Below are 17,043 nucleotides of genomic sequence, written 5' to 3'. Positions count from 1 at the left end.
CTATACTATTTCAACAAATAATCCAGCTTCTTCTTTAGAAACTTTAGCTAAATTATTTTTAGTTAATCCTTTAATAGTTTTATCCCATTTTTTATTACTTAATCCTGATTGAGACTTTAATTCATTTAAGTCAATCTTCTCAGCTTTTTGTAATAAAGTCAATACAGCTTTTTCATCGTCATTTAATTCAACAGTAGGAGCCTTGCGTTCTGGTTTCATTTGCGGGAAGAATAACACTTCCTGAATAGAAGGATTATTAGTTAAATACATAATTAATCGATCCATACCTATACCTAATCCAGAAGTAGGAGGCATACCATATTCTAAAGCACGAATGAAATCTTGATCAATAAACATTGCTTCATCATCACCTTTCTCAGAAAGCTTTAATTGCTCCTCAAAACGTTCACGTTGATCTATAGGGTCGTTTAATTCAGAATATGCATTGGCAATTTCTTTACCGCATACCATTAATTCAAAACGCTCAGTTAATTCAGGATTATCTCTATGCTCTTTACACAATGGAGACATTTCCTTAGGATAGTCAGTAATGAAAGTAGGTTGAATATAATTTCCTTCACATTTTTCTCCGAAAATTTCATCAATTAACTTTCCTTTACCCATGGTTTTATCAACCTCTATTCCCATACCTTTAGCAGCTTCGAATAATTCTTCTTCAGATTTACTGTTAATATCAAAACCTGTAAAATGTTTGATAGAGTCAGCCATGGTTACTCTTGCATATGGCGCTTTAAAATCTACTTCATATTCACCAAAAGTAGCTTTAGTAGTACCATTAACTGCAATAGCACAGTGCTCTAATAACTTTTCAGTAAATTCCATCATCCAATTATAATCCTTGTAAGCCACGTAAATCTCCATAGCTGTAAATTCAGGATTATGAGTTCTATCCATTCCTTCATTACGGAAGTTTTTAGAAAACTCATATACACCATCAAAACCACCAACAATTAATCTTTTTAGATATAATTCGTTAGCAATTCTCATGTATAACGGAATATCTAATGAATTATGATGCGTAATAAATGGTCGAGCTGCCGCACCACCAGGAATTGGTTGTAAAATAGGAGTTTCTACTTCAAAATATCCAGCATCATTAAAAAACTGACGCATCGCATTAAATAACTTGGTTCTTTTTACAAATACCTCTTTTACATGTGGATTAACAGCTAAGTCAGCATAACGTTGACGATATCTCATTTCTGGATCTGTAAATCCATCATAAGTATTTCCATCGGCATCTACTTTTGGTAATGGTAAAGGTTTTAATGCTTTACTTAATAATTTAAAGTCTTTCACCATTACAGTAATCTCTCCAACTTGAGTTTTAAATAACTCTCCTTCAATTCCTACAAAGTCACCAATATCTAATAACTTTTTATATACTTCATTGTATAGCGTCTTATCTTCTCCAATACAAATTTCATCTCTATTAAAGTAAACTTGTACTCTACCATTACTATCTTGCAATTCAGCAAAAGAAGCTTTTCCTTGAATACGACGAGACATTAGTCTACCTGCAATAATTACTTTTTTACCCTCTTCAAATTCTTCCTTTATTTTTTGGGAGTTGTTATCTAGTGGAAATAAATCTGCAGGGTAAGGATTGATACCTAATTCACGTAACTTGCTAAGCTTCTCTCTACGTACAATTTCTTGTTCTGATAATTGCATTAGTATTCTTTTTTTAGATTGAAAATTTAAGGCGCAAAGATACAATCAATTGTAAGATTAAACAATTTACTTTTAGTTTATAGAAAAATGAAAATATATTTTGATCAGATTAAAAAAAGGTTGTATATTTGCAGGCTGCTTTCTTGTAAGGCAGCATTAGTTGTGTTGTTCGGCAGTTAAACTGCCATGGTTTTGTTAACCAATGGAAAGCTTCCCGTAAATGGGTTGCTTTTTTTGTTTATAGCAATTTAAAAAAGTACACTACTGTATTCCCATACTTTACTTAGAAATAACAAGAAATAGATAAAAGCGATTGAAAATTTAATCATAGCAGAGGTTAAAAAACCTAAAAAAGCACCAAAAGAAGCTTTTAAGGCTTGAGTATTATCTTTTCGATCAAACAAAACTTCACCTAAAAAAGCACCTCCAAAAGCACCTATAAGCATTCCAAAAGGAATAGGAGAGAACAGACCCACGATCAGTCCAATAGTAGTACCGTAAGCTCCATATTTAGAACCTCCGAATCTTTTAGTTCCAAAGGCAGGTATAAAGTAATCTAAAATAAATATAGCTATTGCAACGCATAAAGTGATACCTAAAAATGTCCAATCTTTAGGTATTGCTTTAGTAAGGTGTAGTAATAACAAACCTATCCAACTTGTAATAGGACCAGGCAATATTGGTAAAAATGATCCAATGATGCCTAAACAAATAAATATAAAGCCTAAAAGAGTTAAAAATATATCCATCTATATGTCTACTATTTATAACTATGAGACGATGAATTGAATAAAATGTTACTTTTTAACTAAAAAATTAGTTTAAACTAATTTTTTAGTTATATTTGTTCAAAACAAAATTTATGAATAAGCAACTAACTAAAGCAGAGGAGCAAATTATGCAAGTGTTATGGGAACTAAAAGAAGCGTCAGTAAAAGATATTATTGAAGAACTTCCATTACCTAAACCAGCGTATAACACAGTATCTACTATTATTCGGATTTTGGAAACCAAAGGCTTTGTAGATCATAAGCAAAAGGGAAGAGGATATGTATATTATTCAATTGTTAAAAAAGAAGATTACAGTAATCAGAGCTTACATAAATTAATGGACGGTTACTTTGGAGGTTCTTTTAAAAGTATGGTGTCTTTTTTTATGAAGGAAAATAAAATGGATATCAAAGAATTAGAAAGTATTTTAAAAGAGATTGAAAAAAATAATAAACAATAAAAGCTATGTTACCTTATATCATTCAAGTAATACTATTTCAAATATTGTTTTTAGCTATTTACGATTTGTTTCTGAGTAGAGAAACGTTTTTTTCTAAAAACAGATTTTATTTGTTATTTACTTCCATAGTATCTTTTATAATACCGCTTATAAAATTAACAACAGTACAAAATGCTATTCCAGTTAAGTATGGTGTTTTATTACCAGAAGTTGTATTGTCTCCAGAAACAATTATTAAAGGACAAGAATGGTATCAATCAATAGATTATTTTGGAATTATTTTTTGGTTAGGAGTTTTTTTCTTCTCTATATTATTTATGATCAAATTGTACACAATACTACAGTTGATTTATAAAAGTCCAATAGAAAAAAAGAAAACATATTCCATTGTTTTACTCCCTAAAAATTCAAAAGCATTTTCGTTTTTCAATTTTATTTTTCTAGGAGAAAATATAGAGGATAAAAGAAGACAAAAAGTTATTGAGCATGAGTTAGTGCATTGTAAAGAAAAGCATACAATTGATTTATTACTTTTTGAACTTTTAAAAATACTAATGTGGTTCAACCCTATGGTATGGTTATATCAAAAAAGAATCTCATTAGTTCATGAATTCATTTCGGATGAAATAGTGAGTAAATCTTCAGAGAAAAATAAATACATCAATAATTTATTAGCAGAAGCATTTCAAGTTGAACAGATTTCATTTGTAAATCAATTTTATACACATTCATTTATTAAAAAACGAATTACTATGATTATTAAAAACAGATCAAAACAAATTAAACAAGTAAAGTATTTAGTATTAATTCCTGTATTGGCGAGTATGCTTTTATATACAGCGTGCTCCAATAATCAATCTTCAAAAGAAGATGAAAAAGAGACAAAATCATTTGCTGAAATGGAAAAAGAGAAGTTAGCACCGCCGCCGCCACTTTCTAAAGAAATGCTCAATAAAATAAAAGAATTAACTGGTAAAGAAAGTGTTTCGGAAGAGGAGGTTAGAGAGTTTTTGAAAAAGATGCGTGATGAAAATGCGAAATTATCATTAGAAAAAGGAATTGTCCCTTTTTCAGAATTAGACAAAGCTCCTGCTTTTATAGGTAAAGGAGAGGGAAAAGAAGCTTTTAATAAGAACATAATAGAATTTGTGCAAAAAAACTTTAATGCTGATCTCGTAAATAGTTTAGGGCTAACATCAGGTAAAAAAAGAATTTATGTGAGATTTAAAATAGATAAAAAAGGGAATATTGTTGATGTAGAAACGAGAGCTCCACATCCCAAAATAGAGGAAGAAGCTATACGTATGGTAAAGAAAATATCAAAGTTGCATCCTGGTGAATACCAAGGGAAACCTGTAACGGTATCCTATGTGTTACCTATAACTTTTGAAGTGAAATAAATAATAAACGTTATGTTACCTTATATCATTCAAGTAATACTATTTCAAATATTGTTTTTAGCTATTTACGATTTGTTTCTGAGTAAAGAAACCTTCTTTTCTAAAAACAGATTTTATTTGTTGTTTACTTCTATAATGTCTTTTATAATACCGCTTATAAAATTACCAATAGTACAAAATTCTGTTTCAGTTAAGTATGGTGTTTTGTTACCAGAGGTTGTATTGTCTCCAGAAACGATTATAGAAGAGCAGGAATGGTATCAATCAATAAATTACTTTGGAATTATTTTTTGGTTGGGAGTTTCTTTCTTTTCTGTATTATTTATAATCAAATCGTACACAATATTACAGTTGATTTATAAAAATCCAATAGAAAAAAAGAAAACACATTCCATTGTTTTACTCCCTGAAAACTCAAAAGCATTTTCGTTTTTCAATTTTATTTTTCTAGGAGAAAATATAGAGGATAAAAGAAGACAAAAAGTTATCGAGCATGAGTTAGTACACTGCAAACAAAGGCATACAATTGATTTATTACTTTTTGAACTTTTAAAAATACTAATGTGGTTCAACCCTATGGTGTGGTTATATCAAAAACGAATCTCATTAGTTCATGAATTCATTTCGGATGAAATAGTGAGTAAATCTTCAGAGAAAAATAAATACATCAATAATTTATTAGCAGAAGCATTTCAGGTTGAACAGATTGCATTTGTAAATCAATTTTATAAAAAATCGTTAGTAAAAAAGAGAATTATGATGATGACTAAAAAACAATCTAACAAAATTCTACAGCTAAAATATGTATTATTATTACCCATAATAACAAGTATGTTGATATATACTTCGTGTTCAAATACAGATGAAACTGGATCAGTTATATCAAATATTAATCGTTATAATGAAGGAAATTTGATAACCGTACTTTGGTCAAAAGAAATTCCTAAAACTAAAGAATACTCAGTTGAAGATCTAACTGAAGCAGAAAGAAAAGAGTACAATGTAGCTATTAATAATGAAACCGAAAGAATATCTTTTTTAATGAAACCTAGGATTTTTGAAGGGAAAAATGGTAAAAAAATATTGCACTATAATTCGAGAGAATCTGTTGGGATGTCAATGAAGTATTATAACTATAGCCAAGGTTACGGTAGTAAGTATACAATTAATAAAATCCCACTTTCTATGGCCGGAGTTTTTCCAGTCTATCCTGGTTGTGAAGAAGGAGATAGAGATTGTTTTAATACTAAAATAAGAGAATTTGTATTAGAAAATTTCGACTTTAATTTCATTAAAAAGTGTAAGACTCATGATTGCTTATTTGATGAAGTATACGTACATTTTATAATCACTAAAGAAGGGAGAATTGCAAAGATAAAGGCAGATGGAATGAGTTCTGAATTAAAAAAACACGCAATGGATATCGTAAAAAAGCTGCCTCAAATGAAACCAGCAATGAAAGACGGTAAGCCAGTAGCAATAAAATACACACTGCCGCTATGGTTTAAAATGAAATAATGGGTATGAGATTAAGTATTATTATATTTTTAGTGTTTAATTGTCTAGTATTTTCACAACAAGTACCAGATACATTATATACTCCTAAATTAGAAAAAGGAAAATATACAGGAGTAGTTTATGTAGATGAAGCACACAATAATTTTCATACAATAAATAATAGATTTTTACCCTTTGCTAAAGTACTACGAAAAGCAGGGTATACAGTAAAATCATTTGCACATAAGTTTACTAATCATGTACTAGATACAGTCACAACTTTAGTGATATCGAACGCGTTATCAGAAAATGCGCGAGGTCCATTTGTTGTACCTACGAAAAGTGCATTCACGAACAAAGAAGTTATAACAATACAAGAATGGGTACATAATGGAGGGGCCTTATTTCTTATCGCAGACCATATGCCTTTTGCAGGAGCTAGTGTACAATTAGGAAAAGCTTTTGGATTTACTTTTTATGATAGCTTTTTATTAGATGAAAATAGAAGAGGAATTATAGATTTTACAAAAGAGAATAAAATGCTTGGGAATCATGAACTTGTAGATGGAAATGAGCACTTTAAAAAAATTAAAAAAATAAGAACATTTACGGGGCAGGCATTTAAAATCCCAAGTAAAGCACTAGCAATATTAAAAACAACTGAGAAGTTAATTGTGCATTTGCCAGATACCATGTGGAGATTTAATGAAAAAACAAAACGTTTTCCAGCAAAAGAGCTCTCACAAGGTGCAGTAATGAAATATGGAAAAGGGAGGATTGCCATTTTTGGAGAAGCAGCTATGTTTACGGCTCAATTAGCAGGACCTAATCAATTTAAAGTAGGAATGAATTCTGAGGAAGCTTCAGAAAACTATAAATTGTTATTAAACATTATGAATTGGTTATCTGGGAAATAATAAATTGTCTACATATAGATTTTGATTATAATAATAAAGAAGCTGAAGTTTTTACTTCAGCTTTTTAAATGATATTCTTAATAGAAAAATTTGTACTTTTCAATCATGAATGTCAAATTCAGTATTTGTTTTTTAGGTTTAATTGTCTGCTTTTCTTGTGATTATATTTCAGGAAAAGTAAATACATCAGACTCAATAGCTAATGATACTATTGTAGATTTTTCTACAGTGGATGTATCTCCTTGGTTTAAAGAGTGTTCAGAGCTTTTGGAAGATGAAAAAACGAATTGTTTTAGAACAAATGTTAGAGAGAAATTTACTGAAGAATTAAAGTTGCATGATATTTCAAGTGAACAATTTATTAATGAAGTGGTAACCGTAATTCTAATTATCGATAAGGAAGGAAATATGCAAGTTCAAGACATTGATCTATCTGAATTAATTCAAGAGCAAATCCCTCAATTACCTGATGTTTTAGATGATATTGTAGCGAATATGCCCAAGTTATATCCTGCCATAAAAAGAGGTATTCCAGTAACTACACAATATAAACTTCCAATAAACATAAAAACAAAAGAAAGAAAATAAAGAGATTGCGAATATGGGAAGAACCTTTTCAAAAATAAATCTAACTATATTGATTCTTTATCCTTTAGGTACCTTTAAATTTTAAACTAAAAAAATGAAATTAGTAGTAAAATATTTATGGCTTGCTGTGGTGTGTTTTTCAATGCTGAAATGTGAAACTAAAAGCAATGATAAAAAAGAGACGGTAAAGAAAAATTTCAAAGATAAAGCATCTATTAAAAAAGAGATGACTCAATTTATAGAAAAGGAGTTTTCTTCAACCTTTTTATCTGATCAAAAAGTTACCATTAAAAGTAAAGATTACGCAACTATCGACTTAAATAAAAATGGGTTTTTAGATGGTATTGCCTTTGTAAGTCTCTTAAATAAAAGTGATAACTCTTTTAAAGAGACGGTGATTCTGTATTGGGAAAATAAAGGAGACGAGCTTATATATAAGGATATACAATCGTTTGATGGTTATATTTATCCAGAAGAACGAATTTCTAACGAGGAGGTAACTTGGAATGAACATATAGTTTTTACTTATGAAGTGAAACCAGATTCTTTTGGCCGATTAGATCTTTCAAGAGCCAAAGAAGGTTCTGTAGATGTAAAAGAAGGGACTTTATCATATGGAGTTTTTCTAAAAGATGATACATTTGATGAAACTCGAAATGGATACAGTATAGCAGAGCACGATGAGTATAAATGTGTAAGTGCGGAAAGTGGTCTTATTTATAGAGATGTGCCAAATGGTAGAGCTTTGGGAAAATTTGTTTACGGAGAGGAATTACACATTACTGGTGTAACAGATATGAAAAAAACAGTAGATGATGATGGAGAAAAAATAAAAGGGGAATGGGTAGAAGTAGAGCTAAATACTGATAAAGCAGAAAAAGTATTTGTTTTTAGTGGTTATCTAGTCGAAAGAAATGAATTAAGTTATCAAATTATAATTTTAAATTCCCCAGCAGTATTTGAAAGCACTTATGAGAAAGGAGTAGTTCTACCAGGAAAGCATGTTGTTTATGACAAAGAATTACAGGCAATATCGAGTATTACTTTACAAGATATAACTGAGGTAACTATTCTTGGAAAAACAAAAAACAAACGGCCTCAGATAAAAGAGCAAGAATATTGTAAATGGTCAAATTATGTGAGTGTAAAATATCAAGGAAAAGAAGTTATTTTATTTGGGAATGATGTTTTAAAGTTTTCAGCAGATTTATCAATCACGTTAGACAAAGGAGAAAGAGTTCTTTTTGTGCAAGCTGATAATTATACGGTTGAATCTGCTGATGAAATGGGATTAACTGGTTGTGATGATTACAGTGAAATATTTATAAAATCAGATAATAATTACCATCATATATATAACATAGAAAATAAAGGTGAAAAAGAAGTAGAGAAAAAGATATTTATTCATGACGATGGCATGTCTGAAAGACTTTCAAAGATCAAGGTTAAAAATGATACGATACAGATTAGTATGAAACAAAGCTTTCAAGAAGGTAAAGGTTCTTACACACTAAATGTTTTTAGAAAAGACGGATGGAAATATATTGAAACAGATAAAAAAAGAGAATACTAGTATTCTCTTTTTTTATTTTTTTATACTAAAAGCCAAAAAGCAGTTAAAAGTAGCAACAAAGGAGAAAGAAAAAATAAAGTAGAAATTAAGAACCAAAAAGATAAGTTAAGTAGATTAAAATGAGCAGGTTTTTCTTTTAGCAACATTGTATTTAATTCTTCTATAGAATGATTCATAACCGTTGCTTTAGAAATCTTTTGATCAATCAACCCATTGTATTGTAATCCTTTTTTATAGCCTTTAATTACTTCTTTTGGATAGATAAAAAAACTAAATCCCATAGCCCATAAGCTGAGTATCCCAATTGGAAAATGCTTCCACATATCTGTAGCTATTTCCCACCCTGCAATATAGGCCTCTCCTTTTCAGGTAGTATCGCAATCAAAAAGAATATGTTGTATGTCGTGAATATATACCGCTTTTTTTCTGAATTCAGAATTTGGTAGTTTTATAGCAAAGAATTTAAATTGTAATGTGAAATAATTGTCATCTTCACCACCCTTTTCTGAAAGGTTATTTTCAAGATAAAAGATGTCAAGTTTTTGAGAAATTGTCATAACTTTAATTTTATAGATTAAAGTTAATTCTACAATTTTTCTTAACTCTTGATAATTGTCAAGAAATTACTTTCCTCTAATTCTACTAAATGTTTCAGGGGTCATTCCTAAGAAAGAAGCTAAATGTTTGGAAGGTACACGATTGAATAAATCTGGTTTTTTACTAAATAAATCTTCATAGCGTTCTATAGAAGTATGTAGTAATAAACTATCTAATCGTTCCGCTAAATTAATGTATAACTTTTCTAAAAATAATCTACCAAAATGTTCAAATTGATGACTTTTAGCAGAAAGTTCCTCAATATCATCTCTAGAAATAACTAAGCAATCTACATCTTCTATAGCTTCTACATTGTATTTACTTTTTTTACGTTGTACAAAACTATCAATAGCAGTAATACTTTCTTGTTCTTGTGCTATATGCACAGTTACATCTTTACCATCTCTAAAGTAAAATACTCTAGCAACACCAGAAGTAATTAAAAAAAAGTGTTTACAGATGTTATTAGCAGTATGCATTTTCTCTCCTTTTTTAAAATGCTTAATCGTTGCAATTTTTTCTAAGGCTTCAGCTATTTCTTTGTTTTGTAATAATAATTCAGCATTATCTATAAAAAAATTTTCCATGGCTATTTATTCTAAGTTATGCAGTTCTTCTACTAATTCTCTTTTGTTAGATAATCTAGGCACTTTATGTTGTCCTCCTAATTTTCCTTTATGTTTTAGCCAATCATAAAATAAACCTTCTCTAGCTTCTTGTACTTTAGGCATAGCTAATGTCATGTTATTATACCTTTTTGCTTCATAATCTGAATTACAATTTTTTAAAGCGTTATCTAACATTTCGGTAAAGAAGTGAATATCTTTAGGCTTTTTAGTAAACTCAATAATCCATTCATGTCCACCTTTCTCTTTTCCAGCCATAAAAATTGGAGCTACAGTATAATCTTTAATGGTTGCTTTAGTTTTTTCACAGGCTAATTTTAAGGCCTCTTCAGCATTTTCTATAATAAGTTCCTCTCCAAATACATTAATATGATGTTTGGTACGCCCCGTAATTTTAACACGATAAGGATCAGTAGATGTGAATTTTACGGTATCTCCAATTAAGTAACGCCATAAACCGCCATTAGTAGTAATTACTACTGCGTAGTTTACATCTTTTTGTACCTGAGCTAAAGGTATTGCTTTCGAATTTTCACCATCATATTCACTCATTGGAATAAACTCATAGAAGATCCCATAATCTAACATCAGCAAAAGCTCATGCGAATTGTTTTTGTCTTGTATGGCAAAAAAACCTTCAGAAGCATTGTAGGTTTCATAATATTTAAAGTTTGGTTTTGGGATGAGTTTTTTATATTGCTCTCGGTAAGGGTTGAAATTTACTCCTCCATGAAAATAAACTTCTAAATTAGGCCAGACTTCTAAGATATTTGATTTTCCAGTTTTCTCTAAAACCTTATTTAAAAGAACTAACATCCAAGAAGGCACACCAGCTAAACTAGTAATGTTTTCATGGATGGTTTCATCTATAATAGCTTCCATCTTAGTTTCCCATTCACTCATCAGCGCTACTTCTTGTTTTGGTGCAGAACTGTAGTCTGCCCAAAAAGGCATATTTTCTATAATTATGGCAGATAAATCACCAAAATAGGTATCATTATCTTCATAAATAGCAGAGCTACCCCCTAATCGTAATCCTTTTCCTGTAAATAATTGCGCAGCTTCGTTATTGTTTATATATAAGCATAGCATGTCTTTTCCAGCTTTAAAATGACAATCTTCTAAAGCTTCATCACTTACTGGAATAAACTTACTTTTCGCATTGGTAGTTCCACTGGATTTAGCAAACCATTTAATTTTTGTTGGCCAAAATAAATTTTGTTCTCCTTTTCTACAGCGTTCTATTAAAGGTTCAAAAGTTTCATACTTTTGAATAGGAACATAATTGGCAAAATCAGTATAGCTTTTAATTTTTGAAAACTTATACGTTTTTCCAAATTCTGTATGCTTAGCTATGGCAATAAGTTTTAGAAGAAGTTCTTGCTGAACATCAATAGGATACTTTAAAAATAACTCCATTTGATGCTTCCTTTTTTTTAAAAACCAAGAAATAATAGAATTTATAAACTGAAATGGCATTTCCGACTTCGAATTTGTAAGTTTGTTTACGGTTAAAAATAGTAAATTTTACAACATGCAATACAAGGGCGTTTTAAAAAAGATGATGACTGAAAACTTAGAGAAAGTTCAGTATTTTTTAGATATGGGAACGGATTTTATTAATGTAAATCAGTTACTTAATAAAACTATTGAATTGACTTTTGAAACTTATGAGTGTTTGTCATGTGGATTAGAAAAAGAAATTTATCGTCAAGGTTTTTGTAAATCTTGCTTTTTTGATGCCCCAAGTGCTGGAGATTGGATCATGCGACCTGAGCTAAGTAAAGCACATTTAGGAGAAGAAGATCGAGATTTAGAATATGAGAAAAAAGTGCAATTACAACCTCATATTGTGTATTTAGCAAATTCTAGTAATGTTAAAGTTGGAGTAACGCGTAAAAGTCAAGTTCCTACACGTTGGATAGATCAAGGTGCACATGAAGCTATTGAAATAGTTGAAGTACCTAATCGTTATTTAGCAGGAATTACCGAAGTAGCATTAAAAGAGCATGTAGCAGATAAAACAAACTGGAGAAAAATGCTGAAGAATGATATTGAAGATGAAAATTTACAAATATGGCAAGAGCGTTTACGACCTTTTATTCCTGATGAGGTTCAGGAATATTTTATAGAAAACAATAAAGAAACAGCAATTAACTTTCCAGTAAATCAATATCCAGAAAAGCCTAAGAGTTTAAATATAAAGAAACAAGGTAGCTATACAGGAAAACTTGTGGGAGTTAAAGGACAATACTTTATTTTCGAAGATAATACTGTTTTTAATGTTAGAGCTAATGAAGGACTAGTGGTGACTATTAAGGTGTTGATTTAGAGTTTTTTTAATAAAGGCCAGTAATTAATCACAGATGTAGACTTATCAATCCACAAGATTCTGTTATTCATCCTCAAATGAGTTTTTTGTAGAGTAAGGAGGTTTAAATTTATAGTAAATTTTAACCTTATATTTTATGAAAACAATTAAATCTAAAATCGTAACCTTTGCTCTTGTAATTGGAGCATTAGCTGTATTCACTTCATGTAATGATGAGGAACCATTAGTTGAAGAAACTAGTACTACAGAAACTACTGAATTAGAACCTAAAGCGGTTAGTAGTAGATCTGTTGGTTTAATGGGCGTTTCTCGTTATTATTTAGGAGGAGCAAATAGTATACACACTTACAGAGTAGGTAATGTGGGAGTTGCTGTAGGTAGGAGAGAAGGGGTACCTTTTAAATTAGGTATTTATAATAAGTTAATAACTCCTACACCACCATCAGGAACTAAACAGGTTTTTTTCCTATTGAGTCCAGGTAATAGAGATTTCTTATTAACCACTAGTACAACTGAAAGAAATAATGTGCTCAGAAGAGGATGGAGAAATTTAAGTGAATATAATTTTAGAGATCGTGAGTTTAGTTCTGGAAGAATTCTCTTTAATCAATCTGCATACATCCATACTTCTGGAGGTTCTGGTCGAGTTAAATTATATCGTTTTTATGGACAATCTAATACAGATCATTTATATACCACAAATTATAATGAAGGTGTCAATGCTGGGTATATTTATGAAGGAGTTATAGGATGGGTTCATAGATAAAAATTAAACAGGTTAAACTATAAAGAATAGTTTAACCTGTTTTCTAAAAATAGTTAAAACTGATTTAATAATATTTCTTGATTTTGTATCAATTTTTTTGAGTTAACATCGTTTTAATTTTTAAATATATAAAGTGTTGATTTTACAGTAAATGAATGTCTTTCATTATTATCTACCTATTCTTTCTTTTTCATCTTCTAAACCTCCCTTGCGCTTACGAGCTTTCTTTACATCTGAATTTCCAAAGCTGTATCGTATGTGAAAATTCACATTACGGCTATCACTACCTCCGCGCCCATCAATAAATAAATCACCAAATTGTGTTGTACCATTCCAAGGAGTTGTGTAAAGTACATCATTTACACTAATCTTTCCTGTCCATTGCTTCCAACTTTTTTGAGCGGCTAGATTCAGAGAACCTAAACTTTCTGTCTTATAGGTACCCCCCCATATAGAAGGGCTACTAAACCATCCGCTGACTTCTATCTTAACATCTTTAGGTAATCGAATAGTATTTTGTGCATAAAATCCAAAGGTCTTTTGTGAAGTCGAAATAAAAGCATCATCAGTTGCAATGAATCTATTATATGATCCATATATATTAGCATAAACACGCCACCAATTATTAACTTTGAAAGGATAAGATACACTAACATTATATACTTCTTGATTAGCAACATTACGAGTGCTTAAAAAGTTTCTAGTATTGTCAATAGCTTCTGTTACTTGAGCAAAAAAGTCACTCACATATGAATAGCTAAAACTTGTGGTTAACGTATACTTATACGTATGAGCTAACTTTAAATTATTTGTGTATTGTGGCTGTAAAAAAGGATTACCACGTCTAAAACTCAATTCATTAATTTGATATTCAAATGGATTCAGATCTTGATAATTAGGACGTTGAATTCTCCGACTATAGGTTAATGCAAATGAGTTATTCCTGTTAGCAGTATAAGTCAATCCTGCCGAAGGAAATATATCGGTATAAATTTGACTTACGGATTGATCATTTGTTGCTGTTTTTGTAATAAGATCACCATCAGAATCGGTAGTTTCTAGGCGTAATCCTCCTTGGAATTTCCATTTTCCAATACCGAAGTTGTATTTTGTATAAGCAGCATAAATCTTTTCATCATAAATAAATTGATTACTTCGATCAAGGTTTAAAATATTTTCTCCGTTAATGGTATTAAAGAAATCAAAAGTATTATCTGTACGTACTTTGGACACCTTCACACCTGTTTCAAAAGTGCCTTTTCCAAGATTTTGTTGGTAATCCGCTTTAGCAGCATATATATCAATATGTATAGGTGTATTCTGTAAGGTAATATTCTCATTAAGTACTTCTCCTGAAGGAGATACATAAAAGTTAGGTTGATTATTGAGTCGATCACGAGTATAACGTCCATAATCGATATCGGTACTAAATATAGTTCCTGTTGTATCCTTGTAACGATAGTTGAAGTTCAGTCCTAAATTTGTGGTATTGTTGTCAGTACTATTAGGAGCGCTTAAAATACTATCTATAACTCTTGTAGTACGATTAATAATAGGAGTTCTGCTATTGGAAGTACTCTCTGTATCATTCAAATTAGCAGTAATTACTCCTCCTATAGTACTTTTTTTATTTAGATAATGATCAGCACCAAAACGGATATTATTAGAGAACCCATCTAATTCTGAATCTGTTTTAGAGTCAAAAATAGTATTCCCTTGAATTCGAAAAAGATCAATAAAACTAGTAGAACGTCCTAGATAGTTAGAGTATGTGCCATATACATTCCACTTTTTAAGTCGACTAGTGAGTGAAACGGTATTATTAGTTCGCAGGTAATCCCCCATAGTTACAGTACTAGATATACTACCTCTTGTACCTAATCCTTTCTCTCTTTTTAAAATAATATTAATTATTCCCGCATTTCCAGCTGCATCAAATCTAGCAGAAGGTTGTGTAATAATCTCTATACTTTCTATAGTATCAGCCTGTAACGATTGTAAGTAAGAGGTAAGATCATCGCCTTGTAGAAAGCTTTGACGTCCATCTATGTATATCAATACTCCTGTTTTTCCTTCGACAATAACATTGTTACCATTATCCAAACGTACACCAGGAGCTTTTCTTAATACTTCAAGACCATTATTACCAGTACTACCTATTGTAGCTGACACATTAAATACAGTTTTATCAGGTTCTACTTTAATAATAGATTTTTGAGCTACTATTGTAACATTATCTAGTATTTCTGAGGATAATTGCATTTGAATTAAAGGTAATTCAAGAGATGTAGAGGTAATTGTAATTATTTTTTTTACCGTTGTATATCCTACAAAAGATACTACTAGATTATATGTATTAGGGGAAAGGTCTTGTATTTTAAAAATACCTTGTTCATTAGTAATAGCAGCTTTTATAAGATTACCTTCTTGTGTATTTACAATAACATTTACATAAGGTAAAGGCTCTTGAGTTTCTGAGACTATGGTTCCAGTTAGTGTTTGTGCTTTAACAAAAGCAGATATGAGTATAAGTAAAGTAGTAAATAGTGTTCGAGTATTCATAATTTCTATATGTTTGATACAAATATGAAACATGCTACATCCATTAAAAATAAAGAACCGATGAGGTGCCGTATAGCTAGATGAATTGACTTAGGGCCATTCATCGGTCTATAGGTCAACTCGTCGAAAGTAAAATTGTCATTCCTTTAGAAAAAGATAGTTTTGAGTATATTCACTAATTGATAAAGGAAAATCCATTATGAGAAAAAGTATTTTTAGCATACGCATTTCTGAAGTCCTAGCCGTTATAGGTGTCTACCTTGCACTTTCCTTTTTTTATCATGTTACTTTATATTATAACAGAGGAGGGCAAAATGATCCAGCAGATACTTTATGGAGTTTACAGGATTGGTATTTTACTCAAGGGTTACAATATACATTAATGTTTGTGGCTACGGCTATTGTGTGGTTTTTCATTTTTAGAATATGTCGTGCTTGGACTCTAAAGTATCGATTACTGCTCCATTTTTTAGGACTTCCGTTTTTTATTTTATTTGCAAAAACAATATTCTATAAAGCTTGTGAAGTGTTAGGTTATTGGCATTTAGATGGGAATTCAGAGATATGGGATATCTATATTCCTGCACTGTTTTACCTAATTCAGTTTTCTATATTCCATGCTTATGAACATTATATTATCAATCAAAGAAGACTTCAATATGAAATAGAGCTTAAAAATGCAGCACTTAAAAGTGAATTAAGTGCAATCAAAGCACAGTTAAATCCGCATTTTTTATATAATGTCTTTAATACAATCAATGCAAGTGTTCCTAAAGAAATGGAAGAGACACGAGAAATGATCGCTGAGCTTGCAGATCTTTTCAGATACCAATTAAAAGCAAGTCGTGAAGATTTGGTGACTTTAAAAGAAGAATTAGAGTTTGTAACTACCTATTTAAAACTAGAGCAAAAACGTTTTGAAGATAGACTTTCTATTAATATTTCAGTACCTGATAATTTACTTTCGCGAAAAATACCTCCTATGATTTTACAACCTTTAGTTGAAAATTCTGTGAAACATGGTATTTCTCCATTGGTGAAAGGTGGTCATATAGATATTATCGTTCAAGAAAAAGATGATAAATTAGTGTTTGAAATTAATGATACAGGGATTGGTGTAGAAGATAAAGAAGCTATTTTCAATTTAGGGGTTGGTTTAAGTAATACTCAAAAACGCCTACAGAAAATGTATCAATCAACATTACAAGTTACTGATAATTTCCCTAGTGGACTCAAAGTACAGTTTGAGTTATAAAACA

16 protein-coding genes are annotated in these 17,043 nt (G+C 30.4%); 9 read left to right on the top strand and 7 right to left on the bottom strand.

Features of this window, described 5'->3' with window-relative positions; translation table 11 throughout:
- Positions 1-1,695, bottom strand: coding sequence for a lysine--tRNA ligase (gene lysS / locus BVC87_RS03965; protein WP_075341063.1), 1,695 nt, complete (start codon positions 1,693-1,695; stop codon positions 1-3).
- Between the two features lie 248 nt (positions 1,696-1,943).
- Positions 1,944-2,444 (bottom strand): DUF456 domain-containing protein, encoded by a 501-nt coding sequence (locus BVC87_RS03960; protein WP_075341062.1) that lies wholly within the window; start codon positions 2,442-2,444, stop codon positions 1,944-1,946.
- Between the two features lie 113 nt (positions 2,445-2,557).
- On the opposite strand from BVC87_RS03960, the gene BVC87_RS03955 reads away from it, so the two are divergent.
- The 6 genes from BVC87_RS03955 to BVC87_RS03930 all read left to right on the top strand — a co-directional run bounded on the left by BVC87_RS03955 (position 2,558) and on the right by BVC87_RS03930 (position 8,901).
- A complete protein-coding gene (locus tag BVC87_RS03955) occupies positions 2,558-2,926 on the top strand; it encodes a BlaI/MecI/CopY family transcriptional regulator (RefSeq protein ID WP_075341061.1) in 369 nt (122 codons plus the stop codon).
- A gap of 5 nt (positions 2,927-2,931) precedes the next feature.
- Complete coding sequence (locus BVC87_RS03950; protein ID WP_075341060.1) at positions 2,932-4,326, top strand: M56 family metallopeptidase; 1,395 nt, start codon at positions 2,932-2,934, stop codon at positions 4,324-4,326.
- Between the two features lie 12 nt (positions 4,327-4,338).
- A complete protein-coding gene (locus BVC87_RS03945) occupies positions 4,339-5,844 on the top strand; it encodes a M56 family metallopeptidase (protein WP_075341059.1) in 1,506 nt (501 codons plus the stop codon).
- Positions 5,845-5,849: 5 nt separating this feature from the next.
- Positions 5,850-6,740 (top strand): DUF4350 domain-containing protein, encoded by an 891-nt coding sequence (locus BVC87_RS03940; protein ID WP_143569710.1) that lies wholly within the window; start codon positions 5,850-5,852, stop codon positions 6,738-6,740.
- 105 nt (positions 6,741-6,845) lie between these two features.
- Positions 6,846-7,328, top strand: coding sequence for an energy transducer TonB (locus BVC87_RS03935; protein WP_075341057.1), 483 nt, complete (start codon positions 6,846-6,848; stop codon positions 7,326-7,328).
- A 94-nt stretch (positions 7,329-7,422) separates the two neighbouring features.
- On the top strand, positions 7,423-8,901 hold the full coding sequence (locus BVC87_RS03930) for a hypothetical protein (protein WP_075341056.1): 1,479 nt from the start codon (positions 7,423-7,425) through the stop codon (positions 8,899-8,901).
- A gap of 20 nt (positions 8,902-8,921) precedes the next feature.
- Here the strand turns inward: BVC87_RS03930 and BVC87_RS03925 are convergent, their stop codons facing one another.
- The 4 genes from BVC87_RS03925 to BVC87_RS03910 all read right to left on the bottom strand — a co-directional run bounded on the left by BVC87_RS03925 (position 8,922) and on the right by BVC87_RS03910 (position 11,603).
- Complete coding sequence (locus BVC87_RS03925; protein WP_075341055.1) at positions 8,922-9,224, bottom strand: hypothetical protein; 303 nt, start codon at positions 9,222-9,224, stop codon at positions 8,922-8,924.
- Between the two features lie 42 nt (positions 9,225-9,266).
- Positions 9,267-9,458, bottom strand: a complete 192-nt coding sequence (locus tag BVC87_RS03920; RefSeq protein ID WP_075341054.1) for a hypothetical protein — start codon at positions 9,456-9,458, stop codon at positions 9,267-9,269.
- Between the two features lie 66 nt (positions 9,459-9,524).
- Positions 9,525-10,085, bottom strand: a complete 561-nt coding sequence (locus tag BVC87_RS03915; protein WP_075341053.1) for a Crp/Fnr family transcriptional regulator — start codon at positions 10,083-10,085, stop codon at positions 9,525-9,527.
- A gap of 6 nt (positions 10,086-10,091) precedes the next feature.
- Positions 10,092-11,603, bottom strand: a complete 1,512-nt coding sequence (locus BVC87_RS03910) for a GH3 auxin-responsive promoter family protein (RefSeq protein WP_075341052.1) — start codon at positions 11,601-11,603, stop codon at positions 10,092-10,094.
- 55 nt (positions 11,604-11,658) lie between these two features.
- Here BVC87_RS03910 and BVC87_RS03905 point away from each other — a divergent pair, with 55 nt between their 5' ends.
- Both BVC87_RS03905 and BVC87_RS03900 read left to right on the top strand, forming a co-directional pair.
- On the top strand, positions 11,659-12,456 hold the full coding sequence (locus BVC87_RS03905; protein WP_083629249.1) for a DUF2797 domain-containing protein: 798 nt from the start codon (positions 11,659-11,661) through the stop codon (positions 12,454-12,456).
- A 136-nt stretch (positions 12,457-12,592) separates the two neighbouring features.
- Positions 12,593-13,222 (top strand): hypothetical protein, encoded by a 630-nt coding sequence (locus BVC87_RS03900; RefSeq protein WP_075341050.1) that lies wholly within the window; start codon positions 12,593-12,595, stop codon positions 13,220-13,222.
- 168 nt (positions 13,223-13,390) lie between these two features.
- Here the strand turns inward: BVC87_RS03900 and BVC87_RS03895 are convergent, their stop codons facing one another.
- A complete protein-coding gene (locus BVC87_RS03895; protein ID WP_075341049.1) occupies positions 13,391-15,784 on the bottom strand; it encodes an outer membrane beta-barrel family protein in 2,394 nt (797 codons plus the stop codon).
- A 199-nt stretch (positions 15,785-15,983) separates the two neighbouring features.
- Here BVC87_RS03895 and BVC87_RS03890 point away from each other — a divergent pair, with 199 nt between their 5' ends.
- A complete protein-coding gene (locus BVC87_RS03890) occupies positions 15,984-17,039 on the top strand; it encodes a sensor histidine kinase (RefSeq protein ID WP_075341048.1) in 1,056 nt (351 codons plus the stop codon).
- The last annotated feature ends 4 nt before the right edge of the window (positions 17,040-17,043 follow it).

Source organism: Tenacibaculum agarivorans, from assembly GCF_001936575.1.
Lineage (GTDB): Bacteria > Bacteroidota > Bacteroidia > Flavobacteriales > Flavobacteriaceae > Polaribacter > Polaribacter agarivorans.
This window is presented reverse-complemented; position numbering and strand designations above follow the sequence as displayed.

Excerpts from the sequence above, each read along its gene's own strand:
- BVC87_RS03895 (WP_075341049.1), bottom strand. The coding sequence starts at position 15,784 with ATGAATACTCGAACACTATTTACTACTTTACTTATACTCATATCTGCT.
- BVC87_RS03890 (WP_075341048.1), top strand. The coding sequence starts at position 15,984 with ATGAGAAAAAGTATTTTTAGCATACGCATTTCTGAAGTCCTAGCCGTT.
- BVC87_RS03915 (WP_075341053.1), bottom strand. The coding sequence starts at position 10,085 with ATGGAAAATTTTTTTATAGATAATGCTGAATTATTATTACAAAACAAA.
- BVC87_RS03940 (WP_143569710.1), top strand. The coding sequence starts at position 5,850 with ATGAGATTAAGTATTATTATATTTTTAGTGTTTAATTGTCTAGTATTT.
- BVC87_RS03900 (WP_075341050.1), top strand. The coding sequence starts at position 12,593 with ATGAAAACAATTAAATCTAAAATCGTAACCTTTGCTCTTGTAATTGGA.
- BVC87_RS03905 (WP_083629249.1), top strand. The coding sequence starts at position 11,659 with ATGCAATACAAGGGCGTTTTAAAAAAGATGATGACTGAAAACTTAGAG.
- BVC87_RS03930 (WP_075341056.1), top strand. The coding sequence starts at position 7,423 with ATGAAATTAGTAGTAAAATATTTATGGCTTGCTGTGGTGTGTTTTTCA.
- BVC87_RS03950 (WP_075341060.1), top strand. The coding sequence starts at position 2,932 with ATGTTACCTTATATCATTCAAGTAATACTATTTCAAATATTGTTTTTA.
- BVC87_RS03935 (WP_075341057.1), top strand. The coding sequence starts at position 6,846 with ATGAATGTCAAATTCAGTATTTGTTTTTTAGGTTTAATTGTCTGCTTT.
- BVC87_RS03945 (WP_075341059.1), top strand. The coding sequence starts at position 4,339 with ATGTTACCTTATATCATTCAAGTAATACTATTTCAAATATTGTTTTTA.
- BVC87_RS03920 (WP_075341054.1), bottom strand. The coding sequence starts at position 9,458 with ATGACAATTTCTCAAAAACTTGACATCTTTTATCTTGAAAATAACCTT.
- BVC87_RS03910 (WP_075341052.1), bottom strand. The coding sequence starts at position 11,603 with ATGCCATTTCAGTTTATAAATTCTATTATTTCTTGGTTTTTAAAAAAA.
- BVC87_RS03960 (WP_075341062.1), bottom strand. The coding sequence starts at position 2,444 with ATGGATATATTTTTAACTCTTTTAGGCTTTATATTTATTTGTTTAGGC.
- lysS (WP_075341063.1), bottom strand. The coding sequence starts at position 1,695 with ATGCAATTATCAGAACAAGAAATTGTACGTAGAGAGAAGCTTAGCAAG.
- BVC87_RS03955 (WP_075341061.1), top strand. The coding sequence starts at position 2,558 with ATGAATAAGCAACTAACTAAAGCAGAGGAGCAAATTATGCAAGTGTTA.
- BVC87_RS03925 (WP_075341055.1), bottom strand. The coding sequence starts at position 9,224 with ATGTGGAAGCATTTTCCAATTGGGATACTCAGCTTATGGGCTATGGGA.